The 21,189-nt window shown below is 57.2% G+C and carries 16 protein-coding genes; 8 read left to right on the plus strand and 8 right to left on the minus strand.

Going from position 1 to position 21,189, the window contains the following annotated elements:
* Positions 1 to 154: 154 nt before the first annotated feature.
* From AC0V6W_RS05110 to AC0V6W_RS05130, 5 genes are all read right to left on the minus strand, one after another.
* Positions 155 to 3,514: an autotransporter domain-containing protein gene (locus AC0V6W_RS05110; protein WP_486147806.1), complete on the minus strand. Its 3,360-nt coding sequence runs from the start codon at positions 3,512 to 3,514 to the stop codon at positions 155 to 157.
* Positions 3,515 to 3,760: 246 nt separating this feature from the next.
* Entirely contained in the window at positions 3,761 to 4,363 is a 603-nt protein-coding gene (locus AC0V6W_RS05115) for a sugar transferase (RefSeq protein WP_486147808.1), read from the minus strand.
* A gap of 249 nt (positions 4,364 to 4,612) precedes the next feature.
* The gene (locus AC0V6W_RS05120; RefSeq protein ID WP_486147810.1) at positions 4,613 to 4,753 is read right to left on the minus strand and encodes a hypothetical protein; all 141 of its coding nucleotides are present in this window, start codon (positions 4,751 to 4,753) and stop codon (positions 4,613 to 4,615) included.
* A 162-nt stretch (positions 4,754 to 4,915) separates the two neighbouring features.
* On the minus strand, positions 4,916 to 6,244 hold the full coding sequence (locus tag AC0V6W_RS05125; protein ID WP_486147812.1) for an outer membrane beta-barrel protein: 1,329 nt from the start codon (positions 6,242 to 6,244) through the stop codon (positions 4,916 to 4,918).
* A gap of 31 nt (positions 6,245 to 6,275) precedes the next feature.
* Complete coding sequence (locus AC0V6W_RS05130; protein ID WP_486147814.1) at positions 6,276 to 8,426, minus strand: GumC family protein; 2,151 nt, start codon at positions 8,424 to 8,426, stop codon at positions 6,276 to 6,278.
* A gap of 227 nt (positions 8,427 to 8,653) precedes the next feature.
* On the opposite strand from AC0V6W_RS05130, the gene AC0V6W_RS05135 reads away from it, so the two are divergent.
* Positions 8,654 to 9,730: a sulfotransferase family protein gene (locus tag AC0V6W_RS05135; protein ID WP_486147816.1), complete on the plus strand. Its 1,077-nt coding sequence runs from the start codon at positions 8,654 to 8,656 to the stop codon at positions 9,728 to 9,730.
* 11 nt (positions 9,731 to 9,741) lie between these two features.
* Here the strand turns inward: AC0V6W_RS05135 and AC0V6W_RS05140 are convergent, their stop codons facing one another.
* Entirely contained in the window at positions 9,742 to 10,617 is an 876-nt protein-coding gene (locus AC0V6W_RS05140) for a hypothetical protein (RefSeq protein WP_486147818.1), read from the minus strand.
* 118 nt (positions 10,618 to 10,735) lie between these two features.
* Here AC0V6W_RS05140 and AC0V6W_RS05145 point away from each other — a divergent pair, with 118 nt between their 5' ends.
* Both AC0V6W_RS05145 and AC0V6W_RS05150 read left to right on the plus strand, forming a co-directional pair.
* Positions 10,736 to 11,629, plus strand: coding sequence for a hypothetical protein (locus AC0V6W_RS05145; protein WP_486147820.1), 894 nt, complete (start codon positions 10,736 to 10,738; stop codon positions 11,627 to 11,629).
* Positions 11,626 to 12,837, plus strand: a complete 1,212-nt coding sequence (locus AC0V6W_RS05150; protein WP_486147822.1) for a glycosyltransferase family 2 protein — start codon at positions 11,626 to 11,628, stop codon at positions 12,835 to 12,837. Before AC0V6W_RS05145 ends, AC0V6W_RS05150 begins: the two co-directional genes overlap by 4 nt.
* Here the strand turns inward: AC0V6W_RS05150 and AC0V6W_RS05155 are convergent.
* Positions 12,795 to 14,315 carry a GMC oxidoreductase gene (locus AC0V6W_RS05155; RefSeq protein WP_486147824.1) on the minus strand — a complete coding sequence of 507 codons (1,521 nt, stop codon included), beginning with the start codon at positions 14,313 to 14,315 and terminating at the stop codon, positions 12,795 to 12,797. The genes AC0V6W_RS05150 and AC0V6W_RS05155 overlap by 43 nt on opposite strands.
* Positions 14,312 to 15,304: a glycosyltransferase family 2 protein gene (locus AC0V6W_RS05160; protein ID WP_486147826.1), complete on the minus strand. Its 993-nt coding sequence runs from the start codon at positions 15,302 to 15,304 to the stop codon at positions 14,312 to 14,314. Before AC0V6W_RS05160 ends, AC0V6W_RS05155 begins: the two co-directional genes overlap by 4 nt.
* Before the next feature lie 113 nt (positions 15,305 to 15,417).
* On the opposite strand from AC0V6W_RS05160, the gene AC0V6W_RS05165 reads away from it, so the two are divergent.
* From AC0V6W_RS05165 to AC0V6W_RS05185, 5 genes are all read left to right on the plus strand, one after another.
* Positions 15,418 to 16,533: a glycosyltransferase gene (locus tag AC0V6W_RS05165; protein WP_486147828.1), complete on the plus strand. Its 1,116-nt coding sequence runs from the start codon at positions 15,418 to 15,420 to the stop codon at positions 16,531 to 16,533.
* A complete protein-coding gene (locus tag AC0V6W_RS05170) occupies positions 16,530 to 17,537 on the plus strand; it encodes a glycosyltransferase family 2 protein (protein ID WP_486147830.1) in 1,008 nt (335 codons plus the stop codon). Before AC0V6W_RS05165 ends, AC0V6W_RS05170 begins: the two co-directional genes overlap by 4 nt.
* 107 nt (positions 17,538 to 17,644) lie before the next feature.
* Positions 17,645 to 18,583: a hypothetical protein gene (locus tag AC0V6W_RS05175; protein ID WP_486147832.1), complete on the plus strand. Its 939-nt coding sequence runs from the start codon at positions 17,645 to 17,647 to the stop codon at positions 18,581 to 18,583.
* Between the two features lie 3 nt (positions 18,584 to 18,586).
* On the plus strand, positions 18,587 to 20,122 hold the full coding sequence (locus AC0V6W_RS05180; RefSeq protein ID WP_486147834.1) for a lipopolysaccharide biosynthesis protein: 1,536 nt from the start codon (positions 18,587 to 18,589) through the stop codon (positions 20,120 to 20,122).
* Positions 20,119 to 21,189 (plus strand): glycosyltransferase family 2 protein, encoded by a 1,071-nt coding sequence (locus AC0V6W_RS05185; RefSeq protein WP_486147836.1) that lies wholly within the window; start codon positions 20,119 to 20,121, stop codon positions 21,187 to 21,189. The genes AC0V6W_RS05180 and AC0V6W_RS05185 overlap by 4 nt, the downstream gene beginning before the upstream one ends.

A 21,189-nucleotide genomic window follows, 5' to 3' on the forward strand; every position in this document is an offset into this window, starting at 1 on the left:
CGAACCTTTGCCGCCCATGATGCAGTCACTAACGACTTGCCCCTGCGATGGCGGCACAAGATCGCTGCAACCCGTCACAACGCAAAACGGCCGCGCTTCCCTTTAGAAGAAACGCGGCCGCTTTTAAGGCAATCTGCCGATCAATCGGGTCTGATCAGAAGCGCCAGTTCAGGGTCATACGACCTTGATTGTTAGTCAGCACACCGCGGCCAAGATCAGATGTGCCGCTTACGCTAACGCTCAGATCATTGCCCAAGGACAATTGCGCGCCAGCGTTGACGCTGACCCATTCCGGATCAAGCGCGTTGCTGATCGCGAAAGGCACATCGGATGCACCGATAAAGTGCGCTGTCACGATATCCGCATTGTCCGCCAGCTCACGTGCATATGCGACTGAGCCAAAGGCGCTCAACTGACCTTTACTGCCAATGCCCGTGTCCAGCGATCCCATCAGGCCAACTTTTGCACCTGCTGATGTGAACGTGCGATCCAGCACCGTCAGCCCGAACTGGCCTGCGCCAAATTCGGTGTAGCCGCCGATATTGTTGCGAACATAATCAAGGCTCGCCACTGGACCCATTTCAACACCTTTGGCGATGTCAAACGTGTAGCCCAGACGCATGCCTGAAAATGTTTGCGAGCCATCCGCTGCGCCATTGGCGTTGAGATATTGGCTGGCAAAATCGCCCTGCGCCGCCCGCTCTACACCGTAGGTTTGCTCGGAAAAGCCGACATACATATCGGCAAAGCCATTGCCGAACTGGTAGGCTGCAAAGCCCGCGCCTGCGACACTGGTATCATCGGGACGCTGCGATGCGCCGATATTGGTGCCGGAATTGCGGATGCTGGTCATTGCGAAACCGATACTAAAGCCATCGGACACTTCCATATCCGCGCCAAGCGTCAGCTCACCCGATTGAGTGAAAGCGGCTTCTTCGAATGCATTGGCACCCGTATTGCGGTCTGCACCGTTCAAGAACACGCCCGATACGGTAGAGAAAAAGCCCAGCTTGTTCTCTTCGCCCGGCGCTGTCCCTGCAATTGCAAAGGAAGCATTGCCCGCCGATGAGAAGCCCGCTGCCGCTTTGTTGGCGCCGCGCAAAGCCAGCGTGCGCTGACCCAATTGCCCGGTGAAACGCTGCGAGAAGCTGTTGGCGACCATGGATTGCCCGAACGCGCTGACCGGAGTCAGCGAATTCAATGTCGGCAAAAGGCTGTCAAAGCCAGCATTGTCGATGACATCGAACAGGCCAGCAAAGTTATCGCCCCGGCCAGAGAACCGCAGCGTATCCAGCGCTTGTCCGACACCTGTGAGATTGCCGGAAACCATATCGCCAATGCTGCGAGCATTGATCGTGACGATGACATCGCCGCCATCAATCCGGGTTTCAGCAAACAGGACAGGAGACCGAGTGAACAGGTTCACTTCCTGGAAATCACCCAGAATGGAATTGGCGCTGAGAACAACAGCCTCATCCCCAAAACGTGGGCGGCCCAGACCTCTGATAGCCAAAGTCCCTGACAGGCTTGCGTCCCCGCTGATATTCAGCAGATCAGACTTAATCCGGCGGCGCGAATAGGAGATATCAACCAGCAAAGCGCCCGATGAGGCTTGGATGTAATCGCCATCAATATTCAGTGTGCCCGTGCCGCGAAGTTTGCCCGGTGCCAAACCGCCTGCAAGGTTGAAGAACGCCTGCGTGTTAACAGTGCCCCCGCCTGACATAATGCCGCCAAACAGCGCAACGATGCCAGCATCCAGCGTCCCATCGATTTTCGATGTGCCATCGAACTGCTCGACACCAATAATGGATGAGAAGGAATAGGCGCTCGGCAGGATGAAGCTCGCATCGCCATTGTCGATCACAAGCTTATCAATCTCAACATCAAGATCGACCGTGGTGCGCCCGAAATTGTTGAGATGCACTTCGAAATATTGCGCAGGATTTTCAAACGCAGCGCCCGGTGTGCCATCGGTGTTTTGCGGGACAAACCCGGTTGAACCCGGCCCAAGCAGCACAGAGCTGTTGGGTGTGTCAGCGCCGAAATTGGGCGTGCCTTCGGGCGGCAGGAACGGCGAAGGCGCGGTGGAATTGCCCGAGATATCAATCCCGACAATCGTGCCGAGTTTGGGCCCTGCTTCATAAACGCCCGGCTCACTGCCCGACGGCAGACCGTTTACGAGCGTACCCGTGCCGTCATCGACAAAGAAGCCGGGATCGAGATCCTGCGTCCAGCGAGACGCATCGGACCACACGCCATTGCCCGCTTTGGCAGAGACATATTTGTATGCCGTGTTCTCTGAGATAAATTCAAAGAACGGATAGATCGGGTTGTAGAAGCTGATATCGCCATATCCTTCAGGAACGCTGAAGAAATCAAACCCGCCCGACAGGACCGCTGTGACAATCGGGAAATCATAAAGCTCATCTACAATCAATGGCGAACCACTGTCGCCGCCCGCTGTCGCAACTTCGTTTGGCAGCGCATCATCATCGAAATAGTCGATCGCGCGAACCGCCTCCAAACTGTCGCATACTGGACCGAATGGGTCGAACACACATCCATCCAGCTCTTCCTGAGTGCGATCGGGGTTGTCGAAATCGGTGAAGTAAAAGGCCTGCGTCTCGAACCCGAAATCGGATGTCGGCGCAAAAGCGGGGAACAGGCTATCGCCCAGATCGGCAGGCGATGCGATCGCGCCCAGCATATTTTCGCCAACGCGGCGCAGGAAGCCAATCCCTTCAGAACCGCCGCCCTCTACGCCATTGGCAACGCCAAAAGTGCCGTAGCCAACCTGAACAACATGAGTCAGCTCATCCAGCGGGGTCAGCAGAATGGGCATTGAGGGAATATCGGTGATCGGCGCGTCCACAGCGACCAGAGCGATATCAGCCCATGGGAAGGCCAAGCCGCCATTTTCCTGGTTGGAGGATGCGTGGATCACAACGTCCGTGCTCGTCGCGACGCCGCCTTCATTATAGCCAGCGCCAGTGCCAAGATACTCGAAAAAGCGTACCGAGCTATCAACGCCGGACGAGATCAGCACCGATGTGTCGCCCGTGCCGGGTGTGCCGTAAGCTTCTGATGGCCGGCTGTTCAAACAGTGCGCCGCTGTCAGCACTGTGCGCGGATTGATGACCGTGCCCGTGCAATTGAAGAAAATGCCGCCGGTGACATTGTCTTGAATAAAGAGCTGAACAACCGATGGCTGCGTGTTGTTGACATCAATGATACCGCCAACGCCAACATCATCGCGCGCGATAATTTCCGGGCTCGCAGGCACTGGGACCGCTTCATAATTTTCTGGAGTGGCGAATGTGGATGCCATCGAAAGGTCGGGCGCCATCACGGTGGACAGGCGCTGATTGATCTGAAAACCTTCAAACGTGCCGCGCGCTTCCAGTGCGACCGTTTCTTCGCTGTTTTCATTTTCTGATGCCATTGCTGGCACGGCGAGACCGCCTGCGAGCCCGATAACACCGACGCTCAGCAGTAATTTCATCTTTTGCATAGATAGCCCCTTGATTGGTCGAGCCCCTCTCGACTCGATGAAGCTACTCTGAACCTGAGCAAAACCACAAACATCACTCGCCCGCGTGGATAAGTTCGCAATAAAGTTGCGTCCACGCCCGCGCAGGCGCACGGTTTTTACTCAGTGTTTACTATAGCGCAAACTAATGTCCTGATTTGGGACGGTTTTTGTGCGAGGTCTGACAAGTAAAGATCGGCAGGGGCATCGCCCCGCAGGCCAGAGCGCTTAGTATGAGCCTTTCGCGGCCAACACCGCTGGCACAGTTTGCAGCAAGATACGCACATTGTCTGCGACACGGCCCTTGCGCACATAGACCACATCGAACGCGACGCGCCGGCGATAGGCAACATCGTTGCGGCCACTGATCTGCCACAGCCCGGTGATCCCGGGGCGCACGGCGCAATAATGCGCGAAATACCGTCCGTATTTCTTGATCTCGCCTTCAACAATCGGGCGCGGGCCGACCAGGCTCATATCGCCGATCAGGACGTTGAACAGCTGCGGCAACTCATCAAGGCTGCTTTTGCGCAGGAAATTCCCAATGCGGTGGACGCGCGGGTCATTCTTCAGCTTATGATCCTTGGCCCATTCAAACCGCGACGCCGCGCAGCTTTCAAGCAGGCGATCCAACCGCTCTTGCGCATCCACTTCCATGGTGCGGAATTTGTAGCAGTCAAATTTCTTACCGCCGCGCCCAATGCGCTGCTGTTTGAACAAGACAGGCCCTTTGGAAGAAATCATAATGCCAAGCGCGATCAACACCATTAAAGGTGCAGCCATCACCAGCAAGAAAAACGAGCCGACACGGTCGATGATCTTTGCTGACACAGGGTCATCAATAATGAAATCGCTCCGAGAGATAATCCTCGGGCGTTCATATTGTGCAAGTTTCCGCGCCTGACCGCCGGACATTGCCGAATCCCCTAAATCTGGTTGAACCTTAAAAAGGCGCTAACACCGGATTAGGAGCATTGAAACTGTTCTGATTCGCAAGGTCGAAGTTTGCCCCAGAATGTAACACTCAAGCGACATTGTCTTATACCGCAATCATCGCCTCAAAGTGGGACAAAATGGGCGCTATGAGAAAAGACTGACAAGCCCGTAGCCAACGCCGATCACCAGCGCCCAGCTGGCCGCAATTCCCGCCAGTAATATGAGCAATCGCGCCGAACGTTGATACTTACCGGCGCGCGCACGGCCAGCTTTCTGGTCTCCCACTTTCCTGCGGAGAAAAGCGGACGTCATTGTCGGTTCAAGCGTTACAGCAAGCAAATTGGCATCGTGCCTGCGACCACGAATAGCTGGCATCGTTTGTCTCCCGGTGCGGCTCGTTTTCGAGCTCAGCCGGTATATAAGCACGATCGTTAGCGAATTGCTACGCTAGAAGCTGTATCTGACCCCTGCCGAGATCGAATTTTGTATAAAGTCATTAAGGCCGGTGCGATCAAAGTACCGCCCCTCAAGCAGGAAGCTCCAGCGGCGATCCAGTCTGTAATCGACAAGGAAACCGGCATTCCACCGGCGACCATCGCGATCAGAATTGCCAAGATTGAGATCGGCGTAACCCAGCCGCCCGGTCAGAACGAGATTGCGCAGCAATTCATGTTCGATCTGCACTCGGCCTTCGGTGCGCAGCAAGCCGGTAAATTCCGGGTTGAGCGTTTCATCCACTTGCCTCAGCGCTGAAAATGCCACTGATGTGAGCGGCGTGACATTCCACAAGACATCCGCCTGGAATGCCAATCCCTCGATTGGGTTGAGAGTGGGATCATCGAAATTCTGCCGCAAATACCCGGCGCGCACATCCAGATACAATAGCTCGGTCACCTGCTGGCCGTATCCAGCTTCAAACCGGAAGCCGTCCGATGATCGGTCAATGAAATCGACGACCACGAATTCTTCGAACAGGGGTGCAAGTTCCGCGTCGCGCTTATCAATTTGGGCTTGCACATAGAAACGCTGATCGCGCGAGCGGGCAAAGGATGCCCGCACCGTGCCGCGATAGGTTTCAAAATCGCGAAAGCTTAAATCAAACAGAGTGCCGCCCACATTGACATCGCCCTGAAACGATACCGCTCGCAAACGCCCTTCTGCGCTGACCCGGAAAGGACCAAATTCCTTGGCCACCCCGCCAGTGGCTTGAACATTGGTGAACGACACAGGCTGCGCGGTGACCACATCGAACGCGTCTATATTGCGGCGCTGTTCGTTATTGCGTTCAAGCAGCACGCCCAGATTGTATTCAAACCCGGTGCCAATCCCTTGACGCGTGGTCGCATCTAGCCGGAACTGCTCTGCATTCTCGCTAGAGATATCGGTGAAACGGCGAAGGTCCGCTGACAGATTAACGCGCGTCTCGCCATCTTCGCGCCGATCGCGCAGCAGGATATTTGGCCGCAGCGATACGATCAGATCGTCGCGCTCATTGGTCTCGGTCGCAAAGACGTTGTCGTTATATTCAACGTCCAGATCAATCGACGGGAACATTTCAAACCCGCCAACAGGTATCGGCGTGCTGGAAAATTCCGGCGCATTGCGCTCGGCAACCGATTGCGCCTGACGGTCCGATTGCGCAGACGCGCTAGCGGTGGGCAAAGCTATTGCGGCCCCTGCCCCTGCAACGATTGCGGCGTTTTTTATAATGCTGGCAGCGCGCAGCCCGCCTGCGGCCTTCGCCGTATTGGCTTTCGCCCCATTGGCTTTCGCCATCGTCAATTTCCCCCTGATGTAAACTTGACCCTTAATTGACGTAATAGCCGCGGAATTTCTTCGTATAGGCATAGACATCACCGTCGCCCGTGCTGGCGAATTTCTTGATATTGACCTGGCTGAGCGCGAGCCCGGTGATCTTTGCCCCGGCCTCCAGCAGCATATCGACCACCGCTTCGACCGCGCGGATTGATGTTTTCTTCCACTGGGTAACCAGCAGCACGCGGTCCACGGCTGCTGCAATCACCCGGCCTTCTGCAATGGCCAGGATCGGTGCGGTATCGACCACAACCACATCATAGCGATTGCGCAATTCGTTGATCATTTCGCGGATTTTGTCATCCGTCATCGGATTGCCCGCTTCATCGGACCCGTCATTGCTGCCAAGCAAATCAAGACCAGTGCGCGGATCGGTGTAAATGCACGCATCCAGATCAGCCCGGCCATGCAGGTAATCATAGATATCGTGTTCGCTTTCATAATCGAGCAGCTCGCTCGATCCGCGGCGGCGCAAATCAGCATCCACCAATATGGTTTTCACGCCCACCATCGCAGTCGCCCGGCCAAGGCAAACAGAAGTGGTGGTCTTACCCTCTCCCGGCAGCGCTGATGTGATGGCGATGGCGCGCGGGCGTTTGCCCGGTGACAGTGTGAGGAAAGTCTGGATGGACCGGAAGCTTTCGGCAAACAAGGATTTGGGATTGTTCACCACATATTCCTGCGGCGGCTCCAGCGCCATGCGCCCTTTGATCGTGGAACGCAGAGTCGGGATTGCGCCGGCATAGCGCAGCCGCAAACGCCGTTCGACATCGCGTTTGGTCTGCACCCCGCGGCGCAGATATTCCGCGATAAAGATCGAAGCAAAGCCCAGCACAAACCCGGCCAGCATCGCCAAGACCAAAGTCAGCGGGTAATTGGGGCTCGATGGGCTGTTTGGAACCGATGCACGCGCGGCAAAGCTGGCATCTGGCAGCGCGCTGTCGCGCAGGGCGACATTTTCCTGCGAGCGTTCAAGGAAGCTTTGATAGATTGACGTGGCTGCCTGCGCTTTCTGCTCAAGCTCGCTAAGTCCAGCTTGCGCGCGGCTATTGGCGGTCAAAGTGCCCAGCGCCTGCTCCCTGCTCCCGGCAAGTGAGGACACCCGCGACTGCGCGGTTTGCACCTCGGCTTGCAGGCTGGAGATGACCCGGTTGATTTCCTGCTGGATGCGGGTCTGGATCTCAATCAATTCCGATTGGGTCTGGCGGCGTTCGGGATGCAATTCGCCATAACGCTCTGTCAAAACGGCCAATTGTGCGCCCACGCGCGCTTCTTGTTGGCGAAGGCTGGTGATCGTGCCCGACCCCAAAGCCGCGCCGACATCCGCACCGCCCCCGCCGCGCGCCAATTGTTCGCGTGCTGCGCTAAGCCGCCCCTGCTTTTCCGCCAGATCGGCCTGAGCAGAAGCGAGCTGCTGGTTGAGATTGGATACTTCCTGTTCGGCATTGCTGCCGCCATTTGCGCTAACGAGGCCGCGCGATGCACGGTAATTGTCGAGCTGGGTCTGCGCATCGATTGCATTGCGCTCAAGCTCGGTCAGGCGCTCTGAAATAAACGCCTGCGTCGCAGCGGACCGCTGCAATTTGTCATTCACTTGCGATTGCAGATACGCCTCTGCCAGAAGATTGGCAGCAGCCGCCACAAAGATATTGTCCGGACCCTTTGCCGAAATATCGATGACTTTGGTTGAGCCAGAACGCACAACACTGGTTGCGTTCCGGATGCGATTGCCCAGGCTTTCAATTTCAGCGGGCGTAAATTCATCCCCATCGGGCGATGCAAAGCGTTCCGCATACAATTGGCCCGCAATCTCGGAAACCAACGGCGAACCAATCAGGCGGATCTCGGTGTCAATTTCATCGGCATTGGGGATCAGCGAATTTTCATTCGGCCCCGATGTGCGCACCGGATCGGTTGCCGGTTCGATCAGCAGGCTGGCGCGCGCGGTGTATTCAGGCGTCACTGTCAGCAAATAGGCGACAGCCGCCAGCACAGCAGCCAGAATACAGCCGAGGAACAGCCACAGATTGCGGCGGAACACCTGCCACAAAAAGCTGGGATCGGGCAGCAAAGGTGTGCGCTGAGAGGCCTCTGAAGGGCCATCATCATCGTCTAGATCGTCTACTGGAACTTCAATTTTCACGTAGGTTTCCCGTTCGTGCCGACAATGACTTAAAACTCTAGAGCTTCTTCACTTGCGCCAATCCCTGTGTGACATGGTGGATTTGCCTTATCCACCCTTGAACATTCAAAAATTGCACCGGAACAAGCCGACCAGAGCCGCGTTTATTAGCTCTAGTCAGATTGAAGCGCGTTTCATAGGAAGCAGTCGACCTTTCGACACAGTTTTTCAGACGAAGCGTGCTATAAATGCAACCTTGCGCCCTACCACCCATATTTATCGTCGGCGCGCCGCGTTCGGGGACGACTATGCTGGCGGCCATGCTGGCTTCGCATCCCAATTTATCAGCCGGGCCGGAAACGCAGTTTTTCAGCAAATTGCCCACCCTTTCGCTTGAACAGGCGACGCGCGATCCTGATTGGCCGCGCGCGGGGGCCGGTCTGATTGCCTCGCTTACGCTGGCCGAACAGGATGTGAGCGCTCTGTTCGGGACAGACCGCGATCAATTGACCCGCTATCTGGCGCAGCGCGAACCGGGGATTGCCGCTTTGCTGGAAGCGCTGGTGGTGCCCTTTGCCCAGCGCCAGGGCAAATCGCGCTGGGTGGAAAAAACGCCCAATCATATCCAGCACCTGCCGACAATACGAAAGCTGTGGCCCGATGCGCGCATCATTCGCATCCTGCGCGATCCGCGCGATGTGGGGCTTTCCACGCGTAAATTGCCGACATTCAGCGACCATATCCTGCCCAATATCTATCTGTGGCAGCAATGGAATGCGGCAGCTGAGCCGTTTCTTGAAGCAGATGCGGGCTCTATCACGGTTCGGTATGAGGACATTGTCGATGATGCAGCAGGCGTGCTGCAATCGATCTGCGATCATATCGGGGAGGATTTTGACCCCGCGATGATCGAATTTGGCCAGTCTGCGCAAAGCGTATCCACCGCCAATGAAAGCTGGAAAGGGCAAGTGGCAGACGGGATGACAAGCGCACGCAAATATGCCTGGCGCGCGGATTTACCGACCGAAATCAGGCAGGTATGCGATATGGTTTGCCATGAATTGCTGATCCGGCACGGCTATGACCATGGCCCGGCCCCAGCACGCACGCGGACCGCATTTCGCATGTCGCGCGGATTTATCGAAGCGCATGAAAACGCCCTGATCGATCAGGCGTCGCGCGGCATCCGCTGGTTGCCAAGCGATGATCCAGAAACAGCCGACAGGATTGTCGATCACCCGCAATATGCCCGCTTTCGCCATCCGGTGATGCTGGCCAAGCTTGCCCTTGGTAAAATACAGGCCCAGTTGGAACGGCGCGGATAGCGCGGGACCTGTCAACCGACCTTATCGGCCACCTTCTGCGCCAATCGGCCCGCTTTATGCTGCGCGGTGATGGCAGCGCGTTTGACCCCGGACAGCTTTTTGCCCGAAGCGATTTCCTCCACCGCAATCCGGTAAGCGGGGTGATCAATCCATTCGCCGCAGAAATGAACGATGGCCGGTTCAACCATCCGCCCGTGCTTTTCAAATCGGGATTCGCCTTTTAAAATGTCGAGATGCACAGGCCCTGTCGCATTCAGCGGCGTGCGCATCAACCGGCCCCCATCATCGTACAGATCGGTCAGCCCCATTTTCGCGCAGGCAAGGCCAATCAGCGTTTCTTCGCCCGGCCCTGCGGCATCAAAATCGAGAATGCCAAGCTCGCTTTGCCGGTGGCGGATGGCTTCGGCTTCGCCAAACACCTGGGCCGCGATGTCGCCTTTGCGAAAGAAATACACCCCGCCATTGAATTTGGGAAAGCGCGCGCCGCCCACTTTTTCAAGCGCTGCGCCCACATCCTCCAGCCACAAATCTTTCTCGCCAGCGCTAAGGTAGGTGTTGACCACGGGCGAGAATTCCCATGCGCGGATAGCGTCCAATTGCGCGGTAAAATCGCGCGTGACCAGGCAATCGCTGTCGATGAACAAGGTTTCTTCAAATGGGGAATATTCGTAAATCCGCGTCTTGAGCACTGTCCCCGCTTCGGCAAAGCTTTCCATGCGGACCTGATGGTCAAACGGCGCGACCGGATCTGCCCGGTCGGTGACCAGACAGATCGGCAGATGGGGCACGTGCCGCTTTACCGATTGCGCCAGCGAAATCGCCTGGTCGACATATTTCTGCCGGCCATAAGCCATCGTAATCAGTCCCAATTTCGCGCTGCTGTGCATTTCGCGTTCGCAATCCTACAATGAAGCGCTTATTGCCAAGCGCGTGTGGAAACGATCTTTACCAGACATTTCTTCAATTTGCCTAAGCGTATTCACCAAGGTGTTTTGAGACAGAACAATGCGCGGCGTCTACCGATTAAAAGTGATCTATCAATGGCTGAGAGCCAAGATCCTGCTGGCCCGCGCGCTGCGGGCGGTCCAGCGGTTCCCTGTTGTGAGAGACAGAGACGCAGTACCGCACGGGCTTGATGCGCCGCTGGTTATCACACTCACATCCTATCCGCCGCGATTTAGCGATCTGGCAAAGACGCTGCGATCGCTGCTCGATCAAAAAATGCCTGCCGATGCGGTGCAATTGTGGATCGCGCATGAGGATATGGACGCGGTGCCGCATGATGTGCGCGCATTGGAAGCAGCCGGGCTCGAGATAAAGCCATGCACCAACACGCGCAGCTATAAAAAACTGATCCCTGCGCTCAATCAGCGGCCCGATTGTTTTTATGTGACCGCCGATGATGATGTCTATTATCCGCCGGACTGGCTGGCGGGCCTTGTGGGGCGCGCAAAGCAGCATCCCGGCGCGGTTGTCGCGGCCCGGTCTCACATGGCGCAGCGCGATGCAGCGGGCATGCTGGCGCCCTATGCCACGTGGGAACTGGCCGCATCGCAAACCGAAAACCGCGATGATGGCCGCGTGCTATTTCCCACAGGGGTCAGCGGCATCCTGTATCCGCCCGGCTGTTTTGCCGATGAAGTTCTGGATGAAGCGCTGTTCACGCAGCTGTGCCCAAGGGGCGATGACATCTGGTTTTTCTGGATGGCGCGCAAAGCGGGCACGCGGCATGTGCGCGTCCCGGGCCATTTCGACATCATTGATTGGCCCCATTCGCAAGATGTCGCGCTGGCCGCGCAAAACCTCTATTCCGATGGCAATGATGAGCAGATTCGCGCGATGGAAGCGCATTTTGGCCCCGTCCCTTACCTTGATCCATCCGCAGGCAAGCGCGCATGAGCACGCGGATCAGCTTCCTTGTCCCAACCTATAACCGCGCCGATTACATCGCCGAGGCTATCGGTTCGATCCTTGCCCAGATGGATGACACCGACGAAATTATCGTAGTCGATGATGGGTCCGATGATGACACATCGCAGGTGCTGGCGCAGTTTGGCACGGCGATCACGCATATGCGGCAAGAAAATGCTGGGAAATCGGTCGCTCTCAATCGAGCGATGCAGCAGGCGCGCGGCGAATATATCTGGATCTGCGATGATGACGATGTTTTGTGCCCCGAAGCGGTCACCACTTTGCACGGTCTGATTGAGCAGACGGGGGCAGATTATGTCTTTGGCCGCTATGCCAAATTCACGCATCGGTTCGGTGTGCGCGTGGATCTGGGCATGGCGCATTGGCCGCCTTTGGAGGAAGGTTCTCCCGCGCGTCATATCCTTGAGGATGCGTTTGTGATGCACAACGCTGCGCTCGCCCGGCGCAGCCTTTATGACGCCGCCGGGCCGTTTGATCCGGCCATGCTGCGCGCGCAGGATTACGATATGTTTGTGCGGATCGCGGTGCGCGGCAGCGCGGCCTTTACCGATGATCTGATTTTCGGGCAGCGCAAGCACGAAGGCGCGCGCGGGCCTTCTGCGATGCTGCATGATGCGGGCCAGTCAAACACGGTTTGGCAGGACTATGACGCGCGCATTTTTGAACGGGTTTACCGCGATGTGCCGCTGTCCTTTTTCGAAGGGATGTTCGCAAGCGCCAAGACTGAACTGGTTCAGCGCGCCGCCCTCCTCCAGCGCGCAACCATTATGGCGCGGCATGATCTGTGGGACCATGCCATCGCCGATTGGAAAGCCGCAGCCGCTCTATCCGATGCGCCTTTGACGGAAGTGGAAAACGGCATTTGCCGCAGGGCCATGGCGGGCAAGCATGGATTTGCAGGCGCGCTTGCGCCCGGTGCTGTGGCCGGACTATGCGCGCTTGGGCAAAACAGCCCGGCAGGGCGCGCGATCGTTCGCGAACTCATCGAAGGGTTGGTGTGGCGCCTGCGAGGTCCCGATGAAATCCAGCGTCAGCAGGCGTGGCAATTGATCGGGCAATTGCACGGATATGGTGATCTGGCGCAGGCGATATTGCGCCGGGTGCTGCGCCGTTCAAACCCCGCACGCACCGATCAGGCCGTCACTGAATTGTCCGAGATTACGCTGTTGACCTGAAGCGGTTCTGATTGCGGCTTCGCGTTCAGATGCTGCGCCAAACGCAAAGCGAGCGCAACGATGGTTTGAGTGGGATTGGCATGGCCGCCGCTCGCAAAAACCGATCCGCCGACGACCGACAAATTGGCAGTTCCATGCACTTGCAGATTGGCATCCACGACGCCGTCTTTCGGGCTATCGCTCATCCTTGTGCCGCCAAGCTGGTGCAAACTATCCCTGCGGACGGCCACATCAATCCGGTCCGGCGTGATCCCTTCGGCGGGCCGCATCTGGCCAAGACCTGATTGCGCGATAAAGCCGCCAAACGCCTGCATAGTCTTGTAAACAGTGCGGCGATCGGTTTGGCCGATTGTCCAGTGAACCTTTGCGCGCGGCTGGCCCAGCGGATCAAGCTCATCCGCAAGCCCGATATGGCTCGCATGATCGACGGTTTGTTCCGTATCCATTTCGACCAGAACGCGCGCTTTGTCGTAATGCACGGTTTCGCCAAGCATGCGCCCCTTTGCAGCGGCCAGCCAGCCGCGCGGGGAATACCCTCTTTTGGGGACATAACGAAGGACAATGGACGCATTGCCCAGCTGGTTTGTGCGGGCAAAATCGGGATTGATCGCCATACCGGTTTCGGCAATCGCACGCCCTTTTTTGCGCACTATGCCAAACGCGCGCTGCAATGCGCCAAGTTGCTCAATATCCGCTTCGATCTCGCCTGCATCAAGGCGCAAATGCTGGCCAAAACCCCGCCCCAGCCACGGGGTAACGCCGGCCAAAACTTCCGGATTGGCGCGCTGCGCCGCGAGCAGCATACGGCATGCCTCAACGCAGCCTGTCGCGATTACGAAATGGCGCGCTTTCACCAGCACATTGCGGCCATCGCGCGTCACCAATTGCACCGCTTTCACTTCACGGTGGGTCGCCATGATCTGAGTGCAATGCGCGGCATGGATGATGGATCGTTTCGCGCCCTGAAACGCCGATTTGAGATGCGCGCCAAACCGGAGAGCTTCGCCCGGTTCAGGTTCTGCAAAGCGCCAGGTTGCAGGCACCAGCCGTCCGTCAGCCTGCGCCTTTTGTGCGATCATCGCGTCTCCCACGTCATCGCCGGGCAAACCCATCAATTGGGCCGCTTTATCGCACCAGGACAGAACCTCATCATGGCTGACCGGCCACCCCGTTTCGCTGATCCAGGGACGATCAGCAAAATCATAGGCATCCAGAGGAATGCAGCGCCCCGTCCAGCGAAGGCTCGCCCCGCCGATACCGCGCACACGCACTGCATCAATCTTCGACAATTCGCCTGTATTGATCGAATGGAATACGTGATGCGTGCGCACATCCGTGGCGACATTGCCGCTTTCAATTACGATGCAATCGCGGTCCAGATGCGCTGCAAGGCTTAACCCGGCAGGCCCGCCTCCGATAACCGCGATATCTGTAGTTATGACGCTTTCGTGGACATCATCGGCTGAAAGGATGGTCATTGCGTCAATCTATCAAAATCGTCCGATGTAAGGAGCGCGCGCGCTGCCATGATGTTTTCCTGCTGTCCCCTGAACCGATCAAGCAATATGTCCCGCACCGCAGTCGGTCTGCGCATCAAAAACCATGCTGTCCTGACACCGCCGCGGTATTTGCGGGTTTCTAAAGCCTCGCGGTGTATGACTTTCTCTTCAAGATGCCTGACATGTTTGGTTATCGCCGCTTTATCCCTGCCTGACAGATGCGGGCTGCGGCTGATTGTGCGCGATGCTGTCAAAAAGGCCCGCAAATGAGAGATTGAATGCTGCGCGCTTAATGAATTGGGGCGGACCAAAGCGTTGTATCCGCAGGCCTCGATCAAAGTGTAACGCGCGCCCAAGGCAAGCATTTGCGTATACAGCACGAAATCTTCGCCCAATCGGCAGCGATCATCAAATGCAAGATCGTGCTCCAACAGAAAAGCGCGGCGGATCACCGGCTTTAAAAAGCCCAGTTCTGTGCGATTGTCATTGCGGCGGCCCAAATTGCCCAGCACAAAGGTTTCGAAATCTATGCTGCAGGACCGGCCTGCTTCACCCGGCGCGGTGCTGGCCGCCGGAACTGCGTTGTGATCGTGTGTAAAATGCAGATTATCGGCGCACAAATCCCAGTTTTTCTGCGCCAGAATGGCTTTGAACCGCCCCGGCAAAAACGCATCATCGGAATCGAGCACAGCGACATAAGGCGCATCGGTTTGCGCCAAAGCGACATTGCGCGCAGCAGACGGGCCTTGATTGAAAGCCTGCTTGATCGTGATGAGCCGGGGGTCGCCCTCGCCCGCAGCTTTCGCGATATCCAGCGTCGCATCGCTGGAGCAGTCATCCACGACGAACACTTCGCGCGTTTCGGGCTGCATCAGAGCGCTTTTGACAGCGGTCGCAATCGTCTTTTCCGCGTTGAAAGCGGCGATAATCACCGCCACGCAAGGGTCTGTCGTTTCAATCTGTGACACGCATGTGGTCCCTGCTGCCTAAAAAGCGTGCGGCGTTGACATCCCCGCACACTTGCCCTTGTTGCAGCGCACAAAGACTGCAATCAAGCATTATCGCCTGAAAGGAGGCACATTTGCGACTGGGCTATCTGGTGCACAATCTGAATGATGCCGCGGTGGAGCGCCGGTGCCGGATGCTGGATGCAGGTGGGGCCGCCATTGCCCTTGCAGGATTTTGCCGCGACGAGGATATCGGCGCGGCAGCAAAAGCGCGCGGGGCGATGATGCTGGGCCGCTCGCACGATGCCGCTTTGGCGGCCCGCGCGATGATGACGATAAAGCACGCTTTTGCGAAAGCTCGGCTGCAAGAATTTTTCGATGATTGCGATGCGATTATCGCGCGCAATCTAGAGCAATTGGCGATTGCCATGCGCGTTTCAGATGGCCGTCCTGTGATTTATGAATGCCTTGATATTCACCGCGCGTTGCTAGGCAAAAGCATTTCGTCGCGCATAATTCAGGAGCTGGAGCTTGCTCTTCTGCGGCGATCAGAGCTGCTGATCACATCATCGCCCGCTTTCATCCGCAATCATTTTGCCAAGCGGCCCGTAAAAGGCGGCACCGTGCTGGTGGAAAACAAGCTGCTGCTCGATCCCATCGGCAGCACGCCTGCCAAGCCCGAGCGCCCGGCTGCAGGCGAACGCCCGATCACCATTGGCTGGTTCGGGATGCTGCGCTGCAAGCGGACTTTGGCGTTTCTCACCGATCTGGTGGCACGGTCTGATGGGAGGATCAAGGTGCTGATTGCGGGCAAACCTTCACCTGCTGAACTGCCCCATCTGGAACACGATGTCGCGGCGCAACCGGGCATAACTTTCACCGGCCCCTATGCCTATGACGACCTGCCTGATCTGTACGGGCAATGCGATTTTGCCTGGTCGATTGACTGGTTCGAAGAAGGGCTGAACAGCCAATGGCTGCTGCCAAACCGAATTTACGAAGCGATTGCTTACGGCGCGGTTCCCATTGCCCTTGCCGATGTTGAAGTGGGCCAGTGGCTGCGCGCAAAAGACGCAGGGATGGTGGTCGGACATGCAGACGAGGCGGCTGGCCAGCTGCTTGCCATGACCCCTGCTGATCTGGACGCGCTCCGCGCGCAAATAGCGGCGATTGATATTAATGCGGTGGTATGTTCGCTCCAGGAATGCCGCGAACTGGTACGCCTTATCGATGCTGCGGCCGACAGATGAGCGTGCTCGCGATCATCCCCTGCCTGAACGAGGCTGAGCATCTTGATGCGCTGCTTAGTCAGGTTCTGGCTGACACCACCTATGGGCAAGTGGTCGTTGCCGATGGGGGCAGCAGCGATGGCAGTCTCGATATCATCGCCGCGCACAGCCTGCGCGATCCCAGATTGCAAGTGCTGGACAATCCCGCCCGCATTCAAAGCGCCGGGATCAATCAGGCCGTGGCGCGGTTTGGCAGCTCGCATGAATGGTTGGTGCGTATTGATGCGCATTGCCTTTATCCCAGTGGTTACGGCGCGACCTTGCTGAAAATCGCGCAGGAAAAGCAGGCAGATGCAGTGGTCGTCCCGATGATCACCAAAGGCAAAGATGGCTGGCAGAAAGCCACTGCCATCGCGCAAAACAGCGTGCTGGGCACAGGCGGTTCAGCGCACCGCCATATGAGCGAGGGGCAATGGGTCGATCACGGCCACCATGCCTTGATGCGAGTGGATGCCTTTGCGCGGCTGGGCGGATATTGCGAGGCGATGCCATGCAATGAAGATGCGGAATTTGATGTGCGGCAAGGCGATGCTGGCCTGCGCATCTGGCTCGACCCGTCCGCTGCCATCACCTATTTCCCGCGCAAGTCTTTAGGCGCATTGGCACGTCAGTACTTTCGCTATGGCACGGGACGCGCGCGCACCGTTCGGCGGCATAAAGTGCGCATGAAACCGCGCCAGCTTGCGCCCGTGGCGATCTTTGCAGCTGTATGCGCAAGCCCGCTTGCCCTGCTGCACCCGATATTCGCGTTGCCCGCGCTTGGCTGGGCTTTGGCCTGCCTTGTTCTGGGCGCGGTCGCAGGCCTGAAAGCAGGGGGCAGCGGAATGGGCCTTTTCGCAGGCATTCCAGCGATGATCATGCATGTGAGCTGGGGCGCGGGATTTGTGAAAGAATGGCTTTGGAATTGGGGCCGCGATCGTCCCAGATATGGACTGCAACAGGAAACCACCCACGAAAGCGCTTAGTTCGGCTGACATACAGGGCGCACGGTCGTAGAGACGGCCATCCAGCGGTGTTGCGGCGCACAATATTGTTCTAGCAGCTCCGCGATGAAAACCACGGGTCAACGGGTTTGGCCAATCAAGGGGCAAAACAGGAAAACACCATGGCAGGGCGGATGGTCAGACTGCATGTCGGAGCGCATAAAACCGCATCGACCTATATTCAGGAAACCCTGCTGCTGAACCGCGCGCAAAGCGCGGCTGCGGGCGTTGCCTATTGGCCGCTTCACACCATTCGCGCCGCTTTGCGCCAAGTGCCCAGCCACGCAGCTGGCGCGGATAAATCCGGCTGGTCATTGCCCTGGACCAAGGCAAGCGAGCCCGAAGCGCCCGCGATTGCCCGGCTGCGTTCCATGCTGCTTGATGATTATGATGTGACGATTTCGGAAGAGAACATCCTTGGCAATGCTGATGATTGCTACAAAGGCGTGTTCTACCGCCGCGCGGCGCAAACGCTTGGTGTTTTGGGTGAATTGCTGAAAGATCGCCCGGTCGAAGTGCATTTGTGCGTGCGTTCCTATGCGCCGTTTCTTGCCTCGCTTTACGCTGAATCGCTGCGGCACGGCATGTTCACAACGCCGCAAAAGATGATGTCGGTCAACCAATCCTGCGCGGGCCAATGGCTCCAGATCATCGATGCCATCCGCGCAAACATCGCGCATGCGCAGATCATCGTGTGGCGATATGAGGATTTCGGCAGGCTTGAAGAGGATATCCTCACGCGGTTGAGCGGGGTTGAAGCGGACGAACTGCTTAAACCCTCCGCCGAAGATGTGCTGCCCAGCGCATCGGGCAAAGCGATTGAACAGATGATCGCGCAGGCGCCCGGCCTCACTCCCGATCAGCGCGTTTTCCGCATGCTTGCCCTGCAAGCTGAATATCCGCGCGGCAAAGCCAATTCTGGGCGGTTTATGCCGTGGTCTGAAGAAGATCAGGCGCGCCTGTCGGGCGAATATGAAGCCGATATGGCCGCAATTGCCGCGCGCGATGATGTGACGCTGCTGGGCTGAGCCATGACCGTTTCACGCTCCAAATTGCTGATTGGCGCTGGCTGGGTTTCGGCAGCCAGCATTGCGGTCAATTCGCTGGGCATTGTCAGCACGCTTATCCTTGCGCGGTTGCTCATGCCCGAAGATTTCGGGCTGGTCGCCATCGCCACTGCGCTGACGAGCATCATCGGTGTGGTTTCGGAATTTTCGCTTTCCAAAGCCCTGATCCAGCACCGCGATCCGAGCGAGAACCACTATCACACCGCTTTCACCATGAACGTGATCCGCGCGGTGATTATCGGTGCGGTCATTGCCGGTCTGGGCCACCCTTTGAGCGTCTTTTACGGCGATGAGCGGCTGGCTGAGATTTTATGGTTGCTCGGTTTTATCACTCTGGTGGGCGGTTTTATCAATCCCAAGCTCGTCGTGTTCGAACGCGAGCTTAGCTTTCGCCAATCGTTTATCATCCGCCTTGCCAGCAAGCTTGCCGGGTTCTGCGTCACCGTTTCCATCGCCTGGATATACCAAAGCTATTGGGCGCTTGTATTCGGCGTGCTCGCCACTGAAAGCGCGATTGTGATCGTGTCTTACGCGCTCATCCCGTTTCTGCCCAAAGCAAGCCTGCGCGAATATCGCGATCTGTTGTCTTTCTCAATCTGGCTGACTTTGGGCCGCTGGGTGCAGGCGCTCAATTGGCGCGCGCAGCCTTTGCTGTTTGGGTATATTCTGCCTGCCAGCCTGCTGGGCCAATATTCCGTCAGCCAGCGCCTGGTCAGCAAAACCATTGATCAGGCAACATCGCCGATTAAGGCGCTGCTGTTTCCCGCCTTTTCAAGGCTGCAGGATGAAAAGGCGCGGCTGCGGCTTGGTTATATGCGATCGCAAGGCGCATTGTGCCTGATCACCTTTCCCATGGCCGCAGGTTTCGCCGTTTTGGCGCAGGACATCGTGGTGCTGGCGATTGGCGAAAAATGGCTGCCCGCGGTTCCGCTGATGCAGATGATTGCGGTGATCCGGATCATCCAGTCATCGGACAATGTGAACTCCATCGCGATGGCCACCGCCCAAACAAAGCGTTTGTTCCACCGCGACATTCGCGCGTTCTTTATCCGCTGGCCGCTGGTTCTTGCGGGCCTGTATGCGGGATATAGCTCGGGCGGCGGCGATCCTTATTCGACGCTGATTGGCGGCATGATCGGTCAGATCGCCTCGGTTGTGATCAACACCGCGCTGAATGTGCGGTTGGTCTCGCGGATCAGCCCTGTATCGATGATGGATCACTGGTCCTATATCTGGCGGCCATTGACGGCGATCCTGGCGATGGCCGCGCTGGTTTACAGCGTCAATCTTGCGCTGCCAGCGACGGAAGGGTTCTGGACGCAGATCGCCGCTTTGGGTCTGCTCGTGGTGCTTGGCGCGGCGACTTACCCGCTTGTGCTGTACGGCCTGTGGGTTATGGGCGGCAAAGCCGGCACGGTTGAAAGCGAATGCGCTGGTATCGTCAAAAACCTTGCGGCAAAGGCGCTGCGCAAATTTTCGCCTAAGGAAGGCAAGGCATGAATTCCCCCAACACGCCCGCCGAAACCGGGCCCGCCCAAACGCGGCACACCGGTGATGCGCCAAAAGTTTCCGTCGTCATGTCGGTTTATAATGGCGAACAATATCTGGCCGATGCGATTGATACGGTGCTGGATCAGACTTTCACCGATTTCGAATTCATCATCATCAATGATGGGTCAAAGGATGGATCGCTGGCAATCATCGAGGATTATGCCCAGCGCGATGCCCGCATCCGAGTGATAGATCAGGAAAACACCGGGCTGACCATCGCCCTGTGCACCGGAGTGGATGCAGCGCGCGGGCAATATATCGCACGCATGGACGCTGATGATTATTCGATGCCGGAAAGGTTTGCAAAACAAGTCGCGCTGCTCGACAGCGATCCCGGCCTTGTCGCAGCCACGGGCGATGTCGAACATTTCTTTGACGATGGCACAATCAGCCATGTTGCCGAAATCAGGATCGATCCCAAACTGCTCAGGCTGTATAATTGCTTTTCGAACCGGATCGGCGGGCATGGGCAAGTGATGTTCCGGCGCGATGCCTATCACAAAGCGGGCGGATATGATCCGGCGTTTCGCATGGCGCAGGATTACGATTTGTGGACCCGTTTGTTGCAAGTCGGCGATTTCGGAATTGTGGACGAGATTATCTACCGCTTCCGCACCGGGCATGACAGCATTTCAAAACGCAGCAAGACCGAGCAGGCAAGCAATGCATTGCGCACCTGTCAACGCGAATATGAAGGGCTTACCGGCATCGCATTGAGCGACGATGTGGCGCTGGCCCTGCGCAATTTCTGGTGGAAGGTTCCAGCCAAGGAAACCACGCGCACCAATAACTTCGTGGTTTCCCAAGCGATGCTCAAAGCGGTTTCAGCCTTCTTCAACAAGTATCCCGAATTGCAAAATGAAGAATATGAAGTCCGCCGGGGCCTTGCCGCGCGGTGGTGGTGGCGCACCAAGGGATTGCCCAAACACAATGTGTTTTATGGGGCCGTCCTATTCTTCAATATCCTACGCTGGGCTGGCAGTGCGCTGTGGGCCAAAGCGCGTGGAAGAGCATAA

The organism is Erythrobacter sp. JB1-7 (assembly GCF_057365015.1).